Below are 19243 nucleotides of genomic sequence, written 5' to 3'. Positions count from 1 at the left end.
CTTTTCTGATGTTATATTTTATAAGTTCGGAATCCGTAATTTATTTCAGGTTTGAATTATCATATAAAGAACTGTGCGATCAAAAGTTCCACTACACCGACTGCTGACATGATCATGGATACGGCTGTCTTGCATCGTACCTGGTCTTTCAGCTCTGTCAGACCGAACATTCCGTTGAATACCCAGAATCCACTGTCGTTGAAGTAAGAGAAGGAAATTGCACCTACGCAACAGGACAGGGACATAAGCAGCGGGCTGATGCTTAAAACACTCATAAGTGGTGCGGAAAGGGATGCTGCAGTTGTGATTGCAACGGTTGCAGATCCGAGAGCGATTCTCATAAGTGCTGCGATGATGAATGGGATCAGAACTGCCGGAAGTGCCCAGGATGTTACCATTTCACCAAGAGCAGTACCGATACCACTTACTTTTACAACGTTTCCAAGAGATCCGCCGGCACCTGTGATCAGCATGATGATACCGGTATCTTTGATGGCATCGTCCATCATTTTAAGAACAGCTTTGTTATCTTCCTTCGGAACAAGTCCGTAGATTGCAAGAAGTGTACCGATTCCAAGAGCTACGATCGGAGATCCGAGGAAATTGATCACATCATTGCTGATGCCTGCAAAACCAAGTACAGTTTTGAGAAGGATCAGGATGATCGGAATGAAGATCGGTGCTACAGATACCCAGAAGCCAGGAAGCTGTTTTGCATCCATCATTGCATTCAGTTCGTCCATGGATTTGATGTATTCCTGTTTGAACTCTTTTCTGTCAAATCCGCCTTCGTTATTCGGAACCTGATAGATTTTCTTTCCGATCCATTTTGTATAGAAAACTACTACGATCAGCATCGGGATGGAGATCAATGCACCACCGATGATCATCTGTCCTACATCGACATTGAACATTCCGGCTGCTGTCAGCGGGCCAGGTGTCGGAGGTACCAGACAGTGTGTCAGCTGAAGTCCGACTGCCAGTGAAAGTGCAAGACCGACAACTGATTTACCGGTTACTTTTGACATTGCCTTGCACAGAGGTGCAAAGATAACGATTGCCGAGTCTGCAAATACCGGAATGGAAATGAACCATCCTGTGATTGCCAGCGCCCATTCTTCGTTTTTCTGACCGATCAGCTTGATAAAGCTGTAAGCCATTTTTTCTGCGGCTCCGGATTTCTCCAGGATACCGCCCATCATAACACCAAGACCGATGATGATACCGGTACTCTTTAATGTGCTTCCAAAACCTTCCTGAATGGCTGTGATAAGACCAGTCTGTGTTGTGCCATCAGCGAGGGTAATATCTGAGATCGGCATTCCGCCGATAATTCCTGTGATCATGGCTGCAATCAGAAGTGCCATAAAGGAATGTACTTTTGTTTTCATTACCAGGACGATCATTACGATGATACCTAATGCCAGTCCTAATAACATTCTTGTTGATTCAGACATATTTTTTCCTCATACTCTTTCCATATATTCATATTCATTCACTAAAGTTTTTAGGGGCCGGGGGGAATTTTGTTTCGTAACTGTTCACAGGTAGTATCCCGCGAGGTGTTTTGCCATGAATGTGGCAAAATCCCGAGACATACAGGGCAAAATGCCATCACCAACGGTGATTTGGAATGCATTTTGACCAAGTTACTGTGAACATAGTGAACAGTAACTCTGTTTTACCAGACCCTCATCATATTTTTTATCTTACAAGGCATGGACGTTTGTTGTCGAATTTCCATCCCGGGATCAGATACTGCATACCTTTTGCATCATCACGTGCTCCCAGGCAGTTGTCCATGTAAAGTTTATGTGCTTTAAGAACCTGTTCACGGTCAACTTCGATGCCAAGACCGCCTTTCTTTGGAAGATCGATGCATCCGTCAACGATTTCCATCGGCTGTTTTGTCAGACGTTCACGTCCTTCCTGCCAGATCCAGTGAGTATCGATTCCGTTCATCTTTCCAGGAATTGCAGCTGCACACTGTACAACCATTGCAAGACTGACATCGAAGTGGTTATTGGAATGACATCCCCACATCATACCGAAGTCGTTGCACATCTGGCCTACTCGAACAGAACCGTTCATGGTCCAGAAATGTGGATCTGCAAGCGGGATGTCTACGCTCTGCAGTGACAGGCAGTGATGCATCTGACGCCAGTCTGTGTTGATCATGTTGGTCGCTGTCGGCATTCCGGAAAGCTGTCTGAACTCTGCCATAACTTCACGTCCGGAGAATCCATTTTCAGCACCGCATGGGTCTTCACAGTAAGCCAGGCATTCTTTCAGCTGTGGAGCGATCTCCAGTGCTTCTTTGAGGCTCCAGCATCCGTTCGGATCAAGGTCAACTCTTGCATCCGGGAATTCTTTCTTAATTGCCTGAACTGCTTTCAGCTCTTCCTTTGGTGCAAGTACGCCGCCTTTGAGTTTGAAATCTACGAAACCATATTTTTCATGGGTTGCTTTTGCAAGTGCAACAATCGCTTCCGGAGTAAGTGCTTCTTCATGACGAAGTCTGTACCAGTCACATTCTGCATCCGGTTCTTCTTCATATGGAAGATCTGTTTTCTTACGGTCTCCAATGTAGAACAGGTAGCTTAAGAACTGAACTCTTTCTCTCTGGATTCCATCACCCATCAGTGCAGCTGCCGGCACATCCAGGAATTTTCCGAGAAGGTCAAGGAGCGGTGCTTCGATTGCAGTTACTACATGTACTCCTGTACGAAGGTCGAATGTCTGTAATCCACGCACGTCATCTTTAATATTTTCATCCAGCCATTTACGTACTTTGTTGAGTGTCTGTTTGTAATCTGCAATGCTTGTTCCGATTACCAGATTTTTTACCTGCTCAAGTGCATTTGTGATCTTCTCTCCTCCCGGAACTTCTCCAACACCTTCCACACCGTTTGAATCTGTCAGGATGACGATGTTTCTTGTGAAGTAAGGTGCATGTGCACCGGAAAGATTTAATTCCATACAGTCATGTCCGGCTACCGGGAAAACTTCCATTTTTTCTACAACAGGTATCATTTTTCTTCCTCCTAAAATATTTGAAATCATTGCGGCCTCAATGTTTTTCTTTGTTTGTTTTGTATGTACTTCATTATAAACAATCCTGGTTTTTGTTCAATTCGCAGAATACCCAAGAAAGGATCGTCATTTTTTATACATGAATGAATCTTGCATTTTTTGAAATATTATAGTTTCATTTGTTTTGCATTTTATTTCACTTTTTTCATTTTTTGTGGTTTTTATTGGAATCTCATAAAAAATAAATGAAAATCTTTCTTCTTAAATATAAAATCCGGCTCTTAATTGATATTTTTTTAACTATAGTGATAAAAAGAAAACACCAGTACCTGAAATCAAAGTACTGGTGTCTCTTTTCATATATGTGTAGGGGGTAATAATATCAGGTGATCGGGGCCGGGTTGAAGATACACAGATCGTTGTGGAGTTTGTATTTCTCTGCAAACGACTGATCTTTTCCACTTGCCACTGCAATGATCTTATTAAACAGCTGTGTACCGATCTCCTGAATCGTAGCTTCACCTGTTGCGATCGGACCTGCATTGACATCGATCAGATCCTGCCACATTGCCTTCATTTCATTTCGTGAACAGACTTTGATGACCGGAGCTGCTGCCAGTCCGTATGGCGTTCCTCGTCCTGTCATAAATACCTGCAGGGTGATACCGGAAGCCAGCTGACACGGGCCACAGACAATATCACTTGCCGGTGTTGCCGCATAGATCAGACCATGTTTGCTCGGTTTCTCTGCCGGAGAAAGTACTTCCACGATCGGTGAAGTTCCGGATTTCGCAATGGATCCCATCGCTTTTTCTACGATGTTGCAAAGACCGCCTTTTTTATTTCCAGGTGTCGGGTTTGCGCTTCTGTCTACGTTTCCTTCTGCAAGGTAATGGTCATACCAGCGCATTTCTGATGCAAGTTTGTCCCTTACTTCTGCACTGACACAGCGTTCTGCAAGATAATGAACTCCGTCACGAACTTCTGTTACTTCGGAGAACATAACGGTCGCACCGCCTTTTACCAGCATATCTGCCGCATATCCTGCTGATGGATTTGCAGTCACACCGGAGAATGCATCACTTCCGCCGCACTGCATACCGATGCAGAGTTTGGAAAGAGGTAAGGTCTCACGTTTTCTCTGATTCAGGATTGCAAGCTTCTTATCTGCCATTTCCATGAGTGCATCGATTATGGCATCAAAGCCTTTCTTCTCCTGAAGAATGATCACGTTGTCCGGAGTGATGTCAGCTTCATCAAGAAGCATCTGTACAGTGAATTTCTCACATCCAAGTCCGACTACCATCAGCTGTCCGCCGAAGTTCGGATGTTTTGCAAGATTGCGCAGTGCACGGATCGGAACTTTTGCTTCCGGTGCATTGATCGCCACACCACAGCCGTAGGCATGGTTGATCGGAACGATGTCGTCTACGTTTGGATATTTTGGAAGAAGTTCTTCTTTCATTTTTTTGACTGCTACATTCAGGACACCGGTTACGCACTGTACAGTGGTGCTGATTCCAAGGATGTTTCTGGTTCCTGCGTAGCCGCCGTCTGGATTCGCATATCCTTCAAAAGTAGTCACTGGCGGTTCAGGCAGATCTGTGACGATGTTTTTGCCGAATTCCATATTATCTACGGATGGCGGAGTTGGAAGTTCAAGCATGAATTCATTGATCCAGTCGCCGCGTTTGATCGGGTTCATAGCGTATCCGAGAATTACGCCGTAGCGGATGACCGGGCTTCCTTTCGGAATGTCAGCAAGTGCCACTTTGTGTGCCTGTGGGATATCCTGATTGATGTGGATACCTTCCACTTCAGATCCCGCGGACAGAGGCTGGACAGCGATGGCTACGTTGTCTGACTGATTCACTTTTACTAAGAGTGACATTTGGGATTCCTCCTTTGCTTTGTTGAGGTTATTATAACGCGGGAGGTTGTATAAGTAAAATTCATTGTAATTAGAATTCTCTTAATATTTCTTATTATAGTAAAATATGGTATGATGGATATAAAGTTTTGAAGTAGAAGAAAAACAGAAATGTAATGCAGATGTTGCACACTCCATAGCCTAACAGTTCCTGACCTAAATCGTCCCACAATATCAACTCTCTATAATTCATGTTTTCTGTTTTTTCTCACACTTCAAACATGCTTATATGCAAGTAGGATTGCGGAGCTTCATGGACCGGGCGAACAAGCGGCGCGTGCCGCTACGACCGGAAGTTTTTTCAAATCGGGGTGGGTGGAAAAGTAAATAGAATAAAAAGTTGAAGTTTGAAATCCCAGGCAGGGGAAGAACATAAAAAGAGCTGTATGACTGTAAAAAGGCGAGCTGAATAGATATCTCGTCCGTAAACATCTGCAGGGGTTTTAGAATCTCTTAGTTATATACAGGCAGTTTTATGAAGAAAAAATGCACTGTCTGAGCCATCGGCGAGTTTGCATTTTTTCTGAATGTCTTTTACTGACTGTATATGACTTAGAGATTCTTAACACCGAAGCCGTTTAAGGATGAGATATCTATTACAGCCGCCTTTGGATAATTCTTCTTTCCCCTGCCGTAACAAAACCATTTTTTAACTATCTATTTTCCCTCACCCCATCTTAATAACTGGAGGTTTTTTATGGATTTACGTCAATTACAATACATCGTCGCCATCGCAGAAGAAAACAATATCACGCGTGCCGCAGAAAAGCTTTATATCACGCAGTCTGCGCTCAACCAGCAGCTTCTTAAACTTGAGAAGGAACTCGGTGTACAGCTTTTTCATCGTTCGCGGACGGACTGGCATCCTACGGAGGCTGGGGAGATTTATCTGAAGGCTGCGCGGGAAATGCTGTTGCTGAAGAAGGACACTTATCACAGGATTCATGATCTCGCAAAGATCCAGCAGGGGGAGCTCAGTGTTGGCTTTACGCCTGGGCGTGGCATTGCCATGTTTTCACATGTATATCCGAAATTCCACCGGCAGCATCCAAATATCCAGGTCACACCGCGGGAACTGAGTGTACAAAAGCAGCAGGAACTCCTGATATCCGGTGAGTTGGATCTGGGATTTGTGACACTTGTTCCGGAACAGCAGAAGTCTGCTCTGAGTTACGTTTCGCTCGCATCCGAAAAGATTCTTCTAGGTATTCCAATCAAATATTTATTTGCAATACATCCCGATAAAACCCGCGCTCAACTCAAGGATATACCTGTAACTCTCTACGACCTCAGAGAAGAACCATTTATTTTAACCTATCAGGAATCTACTCTGCGCGGAATCACTGATCATGTCTTCCATGAAGCTGGATTTAAACCTCATGTACTTTTTGAGACATCCAGCAACGCGACCATTGCAACAATGGTTAATGCAGGAATCTGTTGCGGGCTTATTCCATCCTTTTACACAAGAGGTTATGAAAAAAATGTACAGTTTTTCCCTCTTCCTGATAATCTTAGCTGGAATGTAATGGCTTGTTTTCACAAAAAACGTTATTTAAGCAAAGCAGCCAGAGATTTCATATCTCTGGCCACAGAATTCTGGAGTGATTATTAACTCTCTTTTTCCATATACGCGATCATCGCGGCGGCGGCTTTCTTTGCTTCTTCGACGGCATGTACGACTGTCTTGGAGCCATGCACAACATCACCGGCTGCAAAAACACCCTCTCTGGTTGTCATTTCGTTTTCGTCTACGATGAGAAGACCTTTGTCGGAGCCTTCCAGTCCCACCGTAGTTCGGATCAGGCGGTTTCTCGGTCCCTGGCTGATGGCGATGATCGTGGAATCTGCTTCCACCTGATCTTCACCTTCTTCGTATCCGACAACTTTGTTATTCTCATCAATGATCGAAGTCTTGAATACCGGCCCGGTTTCTGTAATGCGCTCGATTGCCTTTCCAAATACAAACTGCGCTCCATCCAGTTCTGCATATGCCATCTCATGTGAGTTGGCAGCCACATGTGTTCCACGTGCATACAATGTCACCTGCAAAGCTCCGTTTCGAAGAGCGGTCCTTGCAACATCCATCGCGGCATTTCCCATTCCGATGATGGCAACTTTTTCTCCCAGATCATATGCCGACGGATTTTCCAGATAGTCAATTCCAAAATGCACATTTGCAAGACATTCTCCCGGTATCCCCAGATTTCGTGCTTTCCATACGCCAGTGCCCACGAACACGCTTGCATAACCATCACGGAAAAGATCATCGATCGTCAGCACCGTTCCGATTGCCGTATGTGGACGAATCCGGATGCCCATTGCAAGAATCTGTTTCTCCAGACGATCCAGAATGGATTTCGGCAGACGGAATTCCGGAATGCCATAACGGGTAATGCCGCCGATCTTGTCCTGCTGCTCAAAGATGGTTACTTTATATCCATGCTGTGCCAGAATGATCGCCACTGTCAGTCCCGCCGGACCAGCTCCGATCACAGCTACCGGTTTCTTTTTTTCTTCCGGAACCTGAATCTTCATCCGGTCCAGGTAGGTATCTGAAATATAATTTTCAATACTGGAAAAATGCACCGGATTTCCTTTTTTGCCCAATACGCAATGTCCTGCACACTGCTGCTCATGGTCACAGACGATCGAACAGATCACAGACATCGGATTGTTTTGAAACAGTTCTTTTCCCGCATCCATTACCTGATGTTCTTTGAACATCTGAATGATATGCGGAATCGGTGTGTGTACCGGACAGCCTTCCATACATCTTGGTTTCTTGCAGTTCAGGCAGCGATTTGCCTCATCTATGATATGGATAGCCATAATGGTTCCTCCTTAAGTTAAATCATATTTATTGATCACACCATATTTTTTCATATGTCTCCACAATGTCGTCGTACTGATTCCCAGTTCTTTTGCCACTGCAGAACGGTTTCCATGATGCTTTTCCAGAAGTTCCGTGAGCCGTGCCGCTTCCGGATGCTGATAGATCACAGTTGTGCCGTCCTCCCTTTTATGTTCCTGTCTCGGATACAGGTCATCCAGCAAAAACTGTACAAAGTCACTGGTGATCGTCTTTTTGGGCGTTGTCAGCATCATTCTCTCACAGAATGTCTCCAGCTGGATCTCATTTCCGGGCCACGGATAAGCAAGCATTGTCTCCATCGCATCTTCTGCAATACGTGGAAATTTCGCATAACGTCTCGTAAATTTTGCACGGTTTTCTTCTACAATCATCCGAATATCTTCCTGACGCTTGCGAAGCGGCGGAATTTCCACAACCAGACCATTCAGCAGATAGTACAAATCTTCCCTGAACGTCCCTGCCTGCACACATTTATAAAGATCTTCCGTTGTCGTTGCAATCATACGATTGTCCAGCGTCTGGCTCCGTTCCAGATCATTCTGGATCAGAGAATCGTAACGGATCGCACGATACAGACGGTACTGGCAGACCGGAGACAGTTTTTCAATCTCTGAGATCAGAATCGTACCCAGATCGCCGATTGCCAGAGCTCCTTTCTTCTGACTCTCATCTTCTGCATTCGGATTTCCAAAAATACGGTCGATCTGCATCTGCTCTGTCATACCGCTGCAGTTGATGGTCACAAATGGTCCCGCTTTGTATGAACTGTTGTTATGAATACACTGTGCGAGAATCTCTTTTTCTGTTCCCTCTTCTCCGATGATCAGCACCGGCCTTCTGGAAAGCGCATACATCTTTGAAAGCTCTACACAGTATTCCATCTCCTTACTGTTGATACGCAGGTCTGAAAAATGTGCATGTGCCACATAGCCTTTCAGATAATGTGAATGCAATTCTTCTGTATTTATATTTTTGCGCACAGATGTATTTCGATAAACAGAAATAATCGCGCCCCGGATACGGTTTTCATACTGAATCGGTGCTGCCGTAAGCATCATCGGCATGCCCTGAACATAGACCGAAGTCATAAAAGCATCACGTTTTCCGCTCAGCACTTCATCAATATATCGTGCTTCAAGTTCCGGCAGTACTTTTTCCAGTGCAGTACCCTGGAGTTCTTCCGCTTTTTTACGGAAAAGATCTTCTCCGGCTTTGTTGACGATCATAATCTGTTTCTGTTCATTGATCTCGAGAATTCCATTGTAGGAGTTATCCAGCACAGTCTCAAACTGTGCAATATAGTTTTTCTCAGCTTCCGCGGTCCGGATCATCTTTTTGGCAACAGTTATCGCTGAACGAATGGACTCTTCTGTAGAATCAATAAACTGTCCCGGAAAACCATTCTGTGCAGCCAATGCATTAACTGTATCACCACCCATCAGGATATCCGCGCCTTCTTTGATCGCAAGGTCTACTTTTTCTGCTGCCTGTTCAATTGCCGTAATGTTATAAAATTTCAATTCCACATCAAACAGCTCGTCCGCATAAGTCATGTCACTGAACATATTTCGAAATCCGATCAATGCAATACGCGGATGTTTTTTCTCCGGCACTTTTTTCTTTGCACTGGTGATCATCAGACCGATCTCCTGACCGGTCAGTGTCAGCTCGGCAACAGGAATATTGGTATACTGTCGGATAAACGCCGCCTGAACACCTCGTGCAAGAATCACCTCCGCACCAAGTTCTACCGCCTGACGTGCCTCATAAACAGAATCCGATGTTTTGATCACTTTCAGAATATCAATGTCCAGACCATCCTCCTCGATGACACGTTTTGCCTGTTCCAGCATATATTCTTTTGGAAGTAAGATTGCTATTTTTGACATATAAAAAGATCCTCCTCAGTCCCCGGACGCGTCACTGACGCATTCTCGATATGCACCGCAGCAAAAAAGCCCCGGCAGGCTCATGGCAACCTGTCGAGGCTTCGTGGTTAGCAAAAACCTTACCTTTATTATATACTAGAACTTAGTCTCTTGTAACGGTTACATTAGACATTTTTTCGTAGAATTTCACAATGCTGGAGTGGTCTTCTTTTTCAAGTCCATCTGCTTTGAGGGACTGCATGATTTCCATCAGTTCTCCTGTAAGAGGAAGAGCTGCGCTTACTGCATGACCTGCATTCAGAGCATTATTCAGATCCTTGATATGCAGTTCGATACGGAATCCCGGTTTGAAGTTTCTGTCCATCATCATAGGAGCTTTTGCATCCAGTACGGTTGATCCTGCAAGACCGCCACGGATTGCCTGGTATACAAGTTCCGGATCAGTTCCGGCTTTCTTAGCCAGAGTAAGAGCTTCTGATACAGCTGCGATATTGACTGCTACAATGATCTGGTTTGCAAGTTTTGCAACATTTCCGGATCCAATCGGTCCGACATATACTACAGAACCAGCCATAGCCATCATCAGATCATAGTATTTGTCAAATGTTTCTTTTTTACCACCAACCATTACAGAAATGGTTCCATCGATTGCTTTTGGCTCTCCACCTGATACCGGTGCATCGAGCATATCTACACCTTTCTTTGCAAGTTCTGCAGAGATTGCTTTACTTTCGGTAGGATCAATAGAACTCATGTCAATCAGAACGCTTCCTTCTTTTGCACCTTCGATGATTCCGCCCTTACCAAGTGCAACATCTCTTACCTGTGGGGAGTTTGGAAGCATAGTAATGATCACATCTGCTTCTTCTGCAACTTCACGTCCACATGTTACAGTTTTTGCACCAAGTGCTTCCATTTCTTTCAGAGTTTCTTTATTATGTGTGGTAACAACCATTTCATAACCTGCTTTCATCAGGTTTTTACACATCGGTTTACCCATGATTCCAAGTCCAATAAATCCAACTTTCATTGTTATTTCCTCCTGATTCTTCTGCAAATATCGTTTACATGTTTTGATCGGTTACTGTTCACAGCACCTCTAACTGTCCTTATTGTAGCGAGATTTTGGGGAAAATTCTATTGGCAAAAGAATCAAAAATGAAATGTTTTTTTATCACATAATAAAACTATTGCAGAAAATGAAATAGTTGTTTCATTTATGAAATGTAAAGAAATATTTTTCTCTTGCTCGGAGAGTAAGAAGACCGTCAAGGGACTTGCCAGTCCCCTGACAACCCCTGGGATGGGTGTTTGACAAAAATTTTGTTCTATATGGAAGTCTTAGAAAAATTCTCCTGGTGTTTCAAGTCATAAATTTTTCGTATAAATAATATCGCAGTATATAAGAATAGCAAGATTCTTCTACAGTCACATGGAGAAGATATCCTGCTATTCTGTCATTCTATTATTTAATTGGGATAGGGTGGCTTTATATCAGACCATAGCTTCTATCAAAAATTTATTATCACAGTTTCCATTTACGTTAAAGAATTTTGCCATTTGCACCCGCCTCCATTTTATCCTTTTTCCGCAAGCATCCGGCGTAACTTCTGTAATTCTTTCTCCTGTTGTTCCAATTGTTTTCCTTGCTGTTTCAGTTCCTTCTCTTGCCACTCAAGTTGTTTATCCTTTATTTCCAGCTGGTTCTTCTGGCTGTCTATTTCTTCCTGCATCTGGTCTACCATGTATCTTACCGTATTCTGATCAAGGATTTTTAGTTCTTCTGAATACATACCCATCACCTTCTCCACGTTCTGACATATGTTATATACATGTTCATACATTGCTCTAAACTCTGGATACTTGTTGGACAGTTCCATAATCATTTCCGGAGAATCCATGCTCAGGAATGCCAGCCATGCATCCAGTTTATTGCTTATGCCTTTATTTTCCATGGTTTTTCGGAATATGTCAAGCGGAATAAAAACATAATTCTGTAGCAGATTTAATTTGAGTCCTGTATCCGATTTTTGTTCAAAAGCATGTCTGTAAATGTCTTTAAATTTATGAAATTCTCCTTGACTTTTGTCAATCAGAACAATTGTATATACACCTTTCACATCTTTATACGTAAATTCATTTTTTCTTTTGCTTCGTGCACTTTTATATTGTCTCAATAACAGATCAGAAGAGTAGCAGGCGCATCTCTCTCCTGGAAATGCATAGCCTATTTTCTGGACTTCCACATTACAGTAAGAGCCATCCTCAAACCTTACCAGAATGTCCATCATAAGCAGTGACTGCTCATCGGCAAGTCTTGTGCTGTCTCCCGGCAGTACCTCGACAATTTTTACTTTTTTCTGTAAAAGAACACTCAAAAAGTCTTCCGGCCGCTCTGGTACGGTTTCGGGATTCATGATTTCTTTAAAAAAAGAATCATACAGCATTTTCACGCCTTTGACTCCTGTACAGAAATCCAGGAAATCCTCTCGTTGTTCTTCGCGCCAGCTATAGAATTCTTCTGTTAGTTTTACATTTTTTTCAATTTCCTGAAAGATTTCTTCTTTTGTATGTATCATTTGAAAGTATTGTTTTAATTTGGTGTTCATCAAATAACTCCTTATCCAAATATAAACAATATTCATGGAATAGTGCTTCTGAGCAGAAGCAAAAGAATTTATCAGAAATATTTTATAAGATGTTTTTAGATTAACATATTCTGGTTTTAATTCCAAGAGGAATCGTTCGACAAATTACTGGGGGACTTCCCCTGTCCCCGTCAAATTGTATTGGCATTTGTTTGTTTTGCAGTTGCCCTGCTGTTTTTTTATATTGGAATGTAAGAAAAAAGGGGATGGCGCCAAAAACTCCATCCCCTTTACCAGATTTTTAGTGAGCAAAAATCCTCTCTTTCACGCTCTCCACATCAGACGCTTCCGTCAACTCCTTAAAGCTCTGCGGATTTGCATCCTCACTAAACTGTCCGATGACCTCCATCAGGTCATCACAGCTATACGCATTTTCGTAAATACCTGTCGCATAACCATACAGTTCAATATATTCTTCCTCGGACTTCGCCGTCCAGAGATTCTGGTACAGGCGTACTGCCACACCATCTTCCTCGACTGCATCCGGTGTTCCGGTGATCGCATTGTAGATCATTGCAAATGCCGGGCCTGCCATGGAAGCGTATTTACCACGTACATAATCGATCGGTGCGTTTCCAAAAGAATCTTTTTCTTTGAAGATCTCAAAGTTCTGCTCGGTAAAACTGTCGATCGCGCCAACCATAATGTTGCTGTCCTGTTCTTTTTCCTTATCGGAGATCTTGTCCAGGTAAGAAGATACATGGAACGCACTCATGACGGTGTCGCATTCACCTTCTGCAAATACGGTTTCCAGATTGTCAAGTCCCTCTCCACCCTCGGTATATCCCGGGCAGATCGTAACGTGTAAGTTTCCGTCCTTGTCTGCGAGTTCGGTCACTTTATCTGTCGCAGAAAGCTCCTCTGCATCTTTATCAAGTACAAGACCGGATTTCTCTTCCAGTGTATTCAGCATTCCCCAGGTTCTTACCTGATGAAGTCTGTTTCCGGAAGATGCACCACCGGACATGATCACGATGTTTCTGGCATCTTTATCCAGGAAAAACTCTGCCATGTCGCATCCGGCCTGATAAACAGTCTCAAGATCCGGTCCGACACTTCCCATGTACCATGGATTATCTTTGACTGCATCGTAGTTTTCATCACTTACCGTATTAGAACCCAGTGCATAGTAGATTTCCTCTTCTTCGCAGGTTTTAACGATGTCCGCAAGACCGTCTGCATATCCGGCAAAAGAGATGATCCCCTCTGCACCTTCTGCTTTGGCTTCCTCGATGAATGCCTTTTCTGCCTCAGAATCCGTAAGCTTTCCAGAAAAAATAAATTTTACAGGAAAACCTTCTTCGATATAATCACGGTAATAATCTGCAAACATTTTCATCTCCGCAGAGTCCGGATCATACAGGGCTACACCGATGGTATGAACATCTCCGTCTGAGTAGTTCTCTACATCGGCCCACACAGTACTCTGAGTTCCGGCGATAAGTGCCGCACCCAGCATCAGACTGAGTATTCTTTTCTTCATCTACTGCTTGCCTCCTTCTGTTTATTTTTTCATATTTTCCACATAAAAGCAGGCAACTTCATGACCCGGTGCAATTTCTTTAAGCTCCGGCATTTCTTTCTTACACTGTTCTGTACAATGTTCACAGCGGTTCTGGAATGGGCATCCTGTCGGCACATCCAGTGGACTTGGTGCCTCGCTCTCGATGCTTTCGATCTTTTTGGCTGGATCCATATGAACGGAGAACTGTGCCCCAACCAGTGCTTTGGTGTACGGATGTACTGCATGGTCGGAAACATCTTCACCCGGAATCGTCTCCACAATGTGTCCCAGGTACATAACTGCGATCTGATGTGCGAAAGAACGGATCAGTGCCAGGTCATGGCAGATAAAGATCATACAGATGTTCTTTTCTTTCTGAAGGCGCACCAGAAGTTCAATAACAGACTCCTGTACAGAAACGTCCAGTGCAGAAGTTGCCTCATCGCAGACCAGAATCTCCGGCTCCAGAGAAAGTGCTCTTGCGATACTGATTCTCTGACGCTGTCCACCACTCATGTTATGAGGATAGCGGTCTACAAACTCTTCCGGAAGTTCAACCATGCGGAGGAGTTCTCTGGCCTTTGCATCTCTTTCGTTTCTTTTGATCTTTTTGTAATTCATCAGAGGCTCTGTCAGAATGTCCCCGATCTTCATCTTCGGGTTAAAAGATGCAAGCGGGTCCTGAAAAACCATCTGAAGATTCTGACGGTTTTCCCAGGTTTCTTTCTTTGAAAGTCCTGTGATGTTTTTGCCATGATAAAGGATCTCACCACTTGTCGGCTTATCAAGGGAAATTACCATACGGACAAATGTGGATTTGCCGCAGCCGCTCTCTCCTACGATTCCAAGGGTACGTCCTTTGTACATGGTCAGGTTGATATCATTGCAGGCAGTTAAAGTTCTGCCATGGGAAGCAGGGAACTGTTTTACAATATGCTTTGCCTGCATGACGATCTCATGATTTTCAGACATATCGTTTTCCCTCCATTTCCGGAACTGCTTCCAGAAGTTTCTTTGTGTAGTCACTGGTCGGATTGTTCAGAACCTCTTCTCTGGTTCCATGATCTACAACCTTTCCGTGGTGCATAACGATCAGCTGGTCTGCCATATAAGCGGCCACACCGATGTTGTGTGTAACAATGATGATCCCTGTTCCGAAATCATCACGGAGTTCCATCATCTGACGGACGATCTGTGCCTGTGTTGTTACATCCAGTGCACTGGTCGGCTCATCTGCCAGAAGGAGTTCCGGGTTAAAAGTCATTGCCATGGCAATTCCGACACGCTGGCGCATACCACCGGACAACTGATATGGATAGCTGTTCATGATATTTTCTGCATCCGGAAGACGCATTTTGGTGAGCATGGTAACAGCTTTCTGCCATGCTTCCTGTTTTGGCATTGACTCATGTGTGCGAATATATTCTACATATTGGCTGCCGATCTTGCGGATCGGATTCAGGGTTCCTCCACAGTCCTGAAAGATCATGGACATTTTGCTGCCACGGATCTTTCTCCAGTCGTTTTTGGAGTTTTTCAGAAGGGATTCCCCGTGAAAGAGGATATCGCCACTGGTAACACGTCCTGCCCCGGCCAGTGCGCCGAGGACAGCACGGATCACGGTAGTTTTTCCACTTCCACTCTCTCCTACAACACTGATGATCTCGCCCTTTTTCATGGAAAGGTTGAAATGTTCAATCGTAGGTTCCTGATCACCATACTGTACAGCCAGATCTTTGATTTCCAGCATTCTTACAGACTCCTTTATTATTCAGCCATCTTCATGTCAGCAGTTACCCAGTAATAATCCATTGGATACATTACAAGTCCTTCTACGTCTGCTTTGGAGATAAGGAAAGTGTTTTCATATCCAAAGAATACGGTTGCTGCATCATCCATGATCGCCTGCTGGATCTTCACGATCAGTTCTTTTCTTGCATCTGTATCAATTGTTTCTGCCAGTTCATCCAGCCATTTGTCTACATCTTCGTTTGCATATCCTGCTGTGTTGTTTGCAGATGTGCTGTACCAGTTCTCACGAAGGTAGTTTTCCGGGTCACCTGTGTTTGCAACGAGTACGTTCCAGATCAGGAGATCGTACTGGGAAGAATCACGGCGGTCAAGAAGTGTCTCATAAGATACGCAGTCAAGCTTGATGTTGATTCCGATCTCTTTGAGGCTTGCCTGTGCTGCCTGTGCGTATACACCGAGTTCTGCACGGCTGTCATAGTATACGAAAGTAAGCTCTACCGGGTTTCCGTCCGGATCTTCTACATATCCGTCACCATCTACATCTTTGTATCCTGCATCTTCAAGAACCTGTTTTGCTCCATCCGGATCGTAAGCGTTCTCATCGTTCAGTTCGTCATATCCATAGTCCAGTGTCGGAGGTACCGGTGCTTTTCCTGGTGTTGCGCCGCCTTCGAGAAGTACGCTTGTGTAAGTTTCTTTGTCAAGTCCACGAAGAACTGCCTGACGAAGTGCCAGATCACCAAGTGCTCCATTCTCGTTCATGAATGCATAAGTAGAACGAAGGGATTCCAGAGACTGGATGTTGTAGTTGTCGTTTCCGTCAAATTCAAAAACGTTCTCTGTCTTTAAGTTGTAAGCAACATCGATCTCACCGGACTGAAGTGCCATGGAACGTGTTGTCTGGTCGCCGATGATACGAAGAGTTACGCTGTCATTCGGAACTTCTCCATCCCAGTAGTACTCGTTACGTACAACAACGGTGTCGCCTGACGGGTCAAAAGACTGGAATGCGTACGGTCCTGTACATACTGGTCCTTCCATTGCGATGTTGGAGTTGTCAATGCTTGTATCCATGATCAGGAACAGCGGGTCTGCCAGACATCCTGCCATGTTTGCATTTGCTCTGTTCAGATTGAAGATAAGGTTCTGTCCGTCAACTTCAATACTGTCTATATCAAAGAACTCCGGTACACGGTTTGACATTTCGATGGTACGCTCCAGAGATGCTTTTACAAGCTCTGGTGTCATATCGTTGCCGTTAGAGAATTTAACACCCTCACGAATCGTAAATGTCCATGTTTTTCCGTCTTCACTGTTGGTCCACTCTGTTGCAAGACATGGTACCATGTTTCCTTCTTCATCAAATTTGGTAAGTCCCTGTCCAACGCCATAACGTGAGATAACCCAGCTGAAATACTGCTCTGTCGGCTCCAGTGTATCAGCGAAGCTTGTTACACCGATCGTCATTGTTCCTGCTGCAAATACGGATGTTGGAACAAGTGCCATTGTCATAAGACCTGCAAGTGCTGCTGCACAGACTTTTTTTGCGATTCTGTTTTTCATATATTTTTCTCCTTTTATACTTTTCAGTCGTTTACGCTACTTACGAATTGCTCCGTTACCAAGTAACTCTCGCAATTCTACCCTCTCTTCGCATATCGCGGGATTATCATCCCACTTTTATGCTCATATCGGGGCGGGTTCCAAGATTCTTCATCCACTTATGAGCAGGCTCATGTGGATTCATCTCTTTTCACCCTGGTAGCTTATATATTAGTCCTGTCTTGGGTCCAGAATATCTCGGATACTGTCACCAAGCATATTGAAAATGATTACTACGATTACGATGGCGATACCCGGTGCGATCATAAGCCACGGTGCTTTTGCCATATAAGTTCTTCCTTCATTCAGCATCAGTCCCCATTCCGGTGTCGGTGCCACAGCTCCGAATCCCAGGAAAGAAAGAGATGCAAGTTCAAGCATCATGGTTCCCATATCTGCCGCAGCTGTTACTGTCATGATCGTCAGCATGTTTGGAAGGATATGTTTCCATAAGATTTTGAATGTGCTCGTACCATTTACAATGGCAGCTTCCACATACAGATTACGTTTTACTTTCAAAACCATACTTCTTGCCAGACGCGCGTATTTTGTCCAGCTTACCGCTGTGATCGCGATAACTCCGTTCCGAAGGCTTGGTCCGAGCATACCTGCGATTGCGATAGCCAGGATCATTCCCGGGAAAGAGATCATCATATCTGCGATTCGCATGATCACCTGATCGATCCAGCCGCCAAAATATCCGGCAATGATTCCAAGTAAAGTACCTACAACAAAAATTGTTGCTACAAGGATCAGGGTAGACACCAGAGAAGTTCTGGTACCATAGATCACACGGGAGAGAATGTCTCGTCCCAGTTTGTCAGCGCCAAGCGGGTATTCCGCACACGGAGCTTTGAGTGAATCAATCATCACTGCCTCCAGCGGATCCTTCGGTGCGATCCACGGGGCAAAAATCGCTGTACCTACAACGGCGAGAGCCAGAATAAAGAATAAGGTAAACTGTTTGTGAGCCAGGAAAAAATTCTGTTTCTTCAATTTACTTAACCTCCTTTATTCTTGGATCCAGATATGTATAGGACAGATCAACGATGATATTGATGACCATGTACATGATCGCAATCATAAGTACATATGCCTGTACCATCGGGTAGTCGCGACAGGCGATTGCCTTAATCGCCATGCTTCCCATTCCAGGCCAGTTGTAAATGATCTCAACAACTGCTGTTCCTCCGAGCAGAGAGCCGAGGGAAAGACCAAGCAGAGTTACAATCGGAAGCATTGCATTTGGAAGTACATGTTTCCAGAGGATCGCACTTTCTTTGATTCCTCGCATTCTGGCTCCGATCACGTAGTCCTGTCTCAGTTCCTCAAGGACTGCATTTCGCACCTGTCTGGTGTACTTCGCGGACATGGACAGTGCCAGTGTCACAGACGGCAGGATCATCGCCTTAAAGTCGGTCGTACCTCCTGCTACGTTGATCCAGCGAAGCTGCACTCCAAAGATGCTCAGAAGAATCAGGCCAATCCAGAAGCTCGGAATCGATACTCCGAAGAACGTGATTCCTCGGATCAGATAATCCGGCCACTTGTTCTGATATACCGCAGAGAGGATTCCGCATGGTATGGAGAACAGGATCATCAACAAAAGCGCGAAGAGCGACATCTGAAGAGTCGGCCAAAAACATTTCATCAGTTTCTCAGTTACAGGAACTTTAAATGCATATGAAGTTCCCATGTCTCCGGTAAGTACTCCTTTTACCCAGTTGCCGTACTGCACCAGAAACGGCTGGTCAAGGCCCAGTTCATGTCTCGTCTGTTCCAGAAGTTCCGGTGTTGGCAGGTTACCACACTCTGTCAGCATAATCTCAGCCGGATCACCTGGAGAAAGGTAAGTAAGTCCAAATGTAAAGAAACTTACACCGATCAGAACGATCAGGAGCTGCAGGAGCCTTTTTCCAAATTGTTTTTTTGACATTGTTTCTCCTTCCTACATTGCAGAGGTTCTTCACCGGATATGATTCAATTGTAAAAAATGGCAGGGAAAATACG

At 44.3% G+C, this 19243-nt stretch carries 14 protein-coding genes; 1 reads left to right on the top strand and 13 read right to left on the bottom strand.

Annotation, left to right across the window (positions count from 1 at the left end; genetic code table 11):
* Positions 1-59 precede the first annotated feature (59 nt).
* From KQI91_RS04515 to garD, 3 genes are all read right to left on the bottom strand, one after another.
* A complete protein-coding gene (locus tag KQI91_RS04515; protein WP_216391674.1) occupies positions 60-1457 on the bottom strand; it encodes a GntP family permease in 1398 nt (465 codons plus the stop codon).
* A 247-nt stretch (positions 1458-1704) separates the two neighbouring features.
* A complete protein-coding gene (locus tag KQI91_RS04510; RefSeq protein WP_216391673.1) occupies positions 1705-3033 on the bottom strand; it encodes an enolase C-terminal domain-like protein in 1329 nt (442 codons plus the stop codon).
* 382 nt (positions 3034-3415) lie between these two features.
* Positions 3416-4924, bottom strand: coding sequence for a galactarate dehydratase (gene garD / locus KQI91_RS04505; protein ID WP_216391672.1), 1509 nt, complete (start codon positions 4922-4924; stop codon positions 3416-3418).
* 736 nt (positions 4925-5660) lie between these two features.
* Between garD and KQI91_RS04500 the strand changes: the two genes are divergently transcribed.
* Positions 5661-6578 carry a LysR family transcriptional regulator gene (locus KQI91_RS04500; protein ID WP_216391671.1) on the top strand — a complete coding sequence of 306 codons (918 nt, stop codon included), beginning with the start codon at positions 5661-5663 and terminating at the stop codon, positions 6576-6578.
* Here the strand turns inward: KQI91_RS04500 and KQI91_RS04495 are convergent.
* From KQI91_RS04495 to nikB, 10 genes are all read right to left on the bottom strand, one after another.
* Positions 6575-7795, bottom strand: a complete 1221-nt coding sequence (locus KQI91_RS04495; RefSeq protein WP_216391670.1) for an NAD(P)-dependent oxidoreductase — start codon at positions 7793-7795, stop codon at positions 6575-6577. The two genes, KQI91_RS04500 and KQI91_RS04495, sit on opposite strands and share 4 nt — an antisense overlap.
* Positions 7796-7807: 12 nt before the next feature.
* Positions 7808-9727, bottom strand: coding sequence for a sigma 54-interacting transcriptional regulator (locus tag KQI91_RS04490; RefSeq protein WP_216391669.1), 1920 nt, complete (start codon positions 9725-9727; stop codon positions 7808-7810).
* Positions 9728-9869: 142 nt separating this feature from the next.
* Entirely contained in the window at positions 9870-10757 is an 888-nt protein-coding gene (garR, locus tag KQI91_RS04485) for a 2-hydroxy-3-oxopropionate reductase (protein WP_216391668.1), read from the bottom strand.
* 547 nt (positions 10758-11304) lie between these two features.
* Positions 11305-12336 (bottom strand): PD-(D/E)XK nuclease family transposase, encoded by a 1032-nt coding sequence (locus KQI91_RS04480; protein WP_216391667.1) that lies wholly within the window; start codon positions 12334-12336, stop codon positions 11305-11307.
* A 280-nt stretch (positions 12337-12616) separates the two neighbouring features.
* On the bottom strand, positions 12617-13858 hold the full coding sequence (locus KQI91_RS04475) for a substrate-binding domain-containing protein (RefSeq protein WP_216391666.1): 1242 nt from the start codon (positions 13856-13858) through the stop codon (positions 12617-12619).
* 21 nt (positions 13859-13879) lie between these two features.
* Entirely contained in the window at positions 13880-14851 is a 972-nt protein-coding gene (locus tag KQI91_RS04470; protein WP_216391665.1) for an ABC transporter ATP-binding protein, read from the bottom strand.
* Positions 14844-15629: an ABC transporter ATP-binding protein gene (locus tag KQI91_RS04465; protein WP_216391664.1), complete on the bottom strand. Its 786-nt coding sequence runs from the start codon at positions 15627-15629 to the stop codon at positions 14844-14846. The genes KQI91_RS04470 and KQI91_RS04465 overlap by 8 nt, the downstream gene beginning before the upstream one ends.
* 17 nt (positions 15630-15646) lie before the next feature.
* On the bottom strand, positions 15647-17194 hold the full coding sequence (locus KQI91_RS04460; protein ID WP_216391663.1) for an ABC transporter substrate-binding protein: 1548 nt from the start codon (positions 17192-17194) through the stop codon (positions 15647-15649).
* A gap of 210 nt (positions 17195-17404) precedes the next feature.
* Positions 17405-18229 (bottom strand): nickel transporter permease, encoded by an 825-nt coding sequence (gene nikC / locus KQI91_RS04455; protein ID WP_216391662.1) that lies wholly within the window; start codon positions 18227-18229, stop codon positions 17405-17407.
* Between the two features lies 1 nt (position 18230).
* Positions 18231-19169, bottom strand: coding sequence for a nickel ABC transporter permease (nikB, locus tag KQI91_RS04450; RefSeq protein ID WP_216391661.1), 939 nt, complete (start codon positions 19167-19169; stop codon positions 18231-18233).
* Positions 19170-19243: the final 74 nt, after the last annotated feature.

The sequence above is a fragment of the Blautia sp. MSJ-19 genome (genome assembly GCF_018918125.1).
Classification (GTDB): Bacteria; Bacillota; Clostridia; order Lachnospirales; family Lachnospiraceae; genus Blautia_A.
This window is presented reverse-complemented; position numbering and strand designations above follow the sequence as displayed.

Excerpts from the sequence above, each read along its gene's own strand:
- KQI91_RS04515 (WP_216391674.1), bottom strand. The coding sequence starts at position 1,457 with ATGTCTGAATCAACAAGAATGTTATTAGGACTGGCATTAGGTATCATC.
- KQI91_RS04510 (WP_216391673.1), bottom strand. The coding sequence starts at position 3,033 with ATGATACCTGTTGTAGAAAAAATGGAAGTTTTCCCGGTAGCCGGACAT.
- garD (WP_216391672.1), bottom strand. The coding sequence starts at position 4,924 with ATGTCACTCTTAGTAAAAGTGAATCAGTCAGACAACGTAGCCATCGCT.
- KQI91_RS04500 (WP_216391671.1), top strand. The coding sequence starts at position 5,661 with ATGGATTTACGTCAATTACAATACATCGTCGCCATCGCAGAAGAAAAC.
- KQI91_RS04495 (WP_216391670.1), bottom strand. The coding sequence starts at position 7,795 with ATGGCTATCCATATCATAGATGAGGCAAATCGCTGCCTGAACTGCAAG.
- KQI91_RS04490 (WP_216391669.1), bottom strand. The coding sequence starts at position 9,727 with ATGTCAAAAATAGCAATCTTACTTCCAAAAGAATATATGCTGGAACAG.
- garR (WP_216391668.1), bottom strand. The coding sequence starts at position 10,757 with ATGAAAGTTGGATTTATTGGACTTGGAATCATGGGTAAACCGATGTGT.
- KQI91_RS04480 (WP_216391667.1), bottom strand. The coding sequence starts at position 12,336 with ATGAACACCAAATTAAAACAATACTTTCAAATGATACATACAAAAGAA.
- KQI91_RS04475 (WP_216391666.1), bottom strand. The coding sequence starts at position 13,858 with ATGAAGAAAAGAATACTCAGTCTGATGCTGGGTGCGGCACTTATCGCC.
- KQI91_RS04470 (WP_216391665.1), bottom strand. The coding sequence starts at position 14,851 with ATGTCTGAAAATCATGAGATCGTCATGCAGGCAAAGCATATTGTAAAA.
- KQI91_RS04465 (WP_216391664.1), bottom strand. The coding sequence starts at position 15,629 with ATGCTGGAAATCAAAGATCTGGCTGTACAGTATGGTGATCAGGAACCT.
- KQI91_RS04460 (WP_216391663.1), bottom strand. The coding sequence starts at position 17,194 with ATGAAAAACAGAATCGCAAAAAAAGTCTGTGCAGCAGCACTTGCAGGT.
- nikB (WP_216391661.1), bottom strand. The coding sequence starts at position 19,169 with ATGTCAAAAAAACAATTTGGAAAAAGGCTCCTGCAGCTCCTGATCGTT.